Source organism: Nioella ostreopsis (genome assembly GCF_004000255.1).
In the GTDB taxonomy this organism is placed as follows: domain Bacteria; phylum Pseudomonadota; class Alphaproteobacteria; order Rhodobacterales; family Rhodobacteraceae; genus Nioella; species Nioella ostreopsis.
Map to the genome: position 1 here is coordinate 1 of NZ_RCIQ01000088.1, position 502 is coordinate 502.

At 58.0% G+C, this 502-nt stretch carries 2 protein-coding genes; both read right to left on the bottom strand.

Going from position 1 to position 502, the window contains the following annotated elements:
* A partial coding sequence (locus EP237_RS23395; protein WP_206052360.1) for a hypothetical protein occupies nucleotides 1–254 on the bottom strand: 254 nt, incomplete at its 3' end.
* The coding region (locus tag EP237_RS22920; protein ID WP_420812542.1) for a tyrosine-type recombinase/integrase at nucleotides 254–502 on the bottom strand (249 nt) is incomplete at its 5' end. The genes EP237_RS23395 and EP237_RS22920, both read right to left, overlap by 1 nt.

The window sequence follows — 502 nt, forward strand, 5'->3', positions numbered from 1 at the left end:
TCGATGGCACGATTCACACAACTTTGCGCTTTGGAAGCTTTTCGGTAGGCCGCTGTTTTCTTAAACATATCCACCGGCATGGGAAGGGTGAAACCGGTAGTCGGGTCAAGCAGACTCCCCAAATATTTCGACAGCTTGGATAACTCCTCGGGGGCTATCTGAAACCGTGTTGCTATTTCTTCGATTGCGTCCTCTGAAAGCGCCCCATCGTCACCATAGCGCCGTATTCTCCAGCAGAAGCATTTTCTGGCCATCAGGGGCCCTCCAGCGTGTCGATGTTGGCAGAATGGTTCGCCCAGCGCTCCATCAGGTCACGTCTCTGCTCAAGGTAATCAGTCCTGCGGTAGGCCCGCTCTACGCTTCCGCCAACGACATGCGCGAGGCAGGTTTCAGCCACTTCTCTCGGTACCTCGGTCGCCTCCGCACACCAGGTCCGGAAGCTGGAGCGGAACCCGTGAGGCCGGGCCTCCAGCCCCCGCCGCTCCATGAAGCGGGACATGGT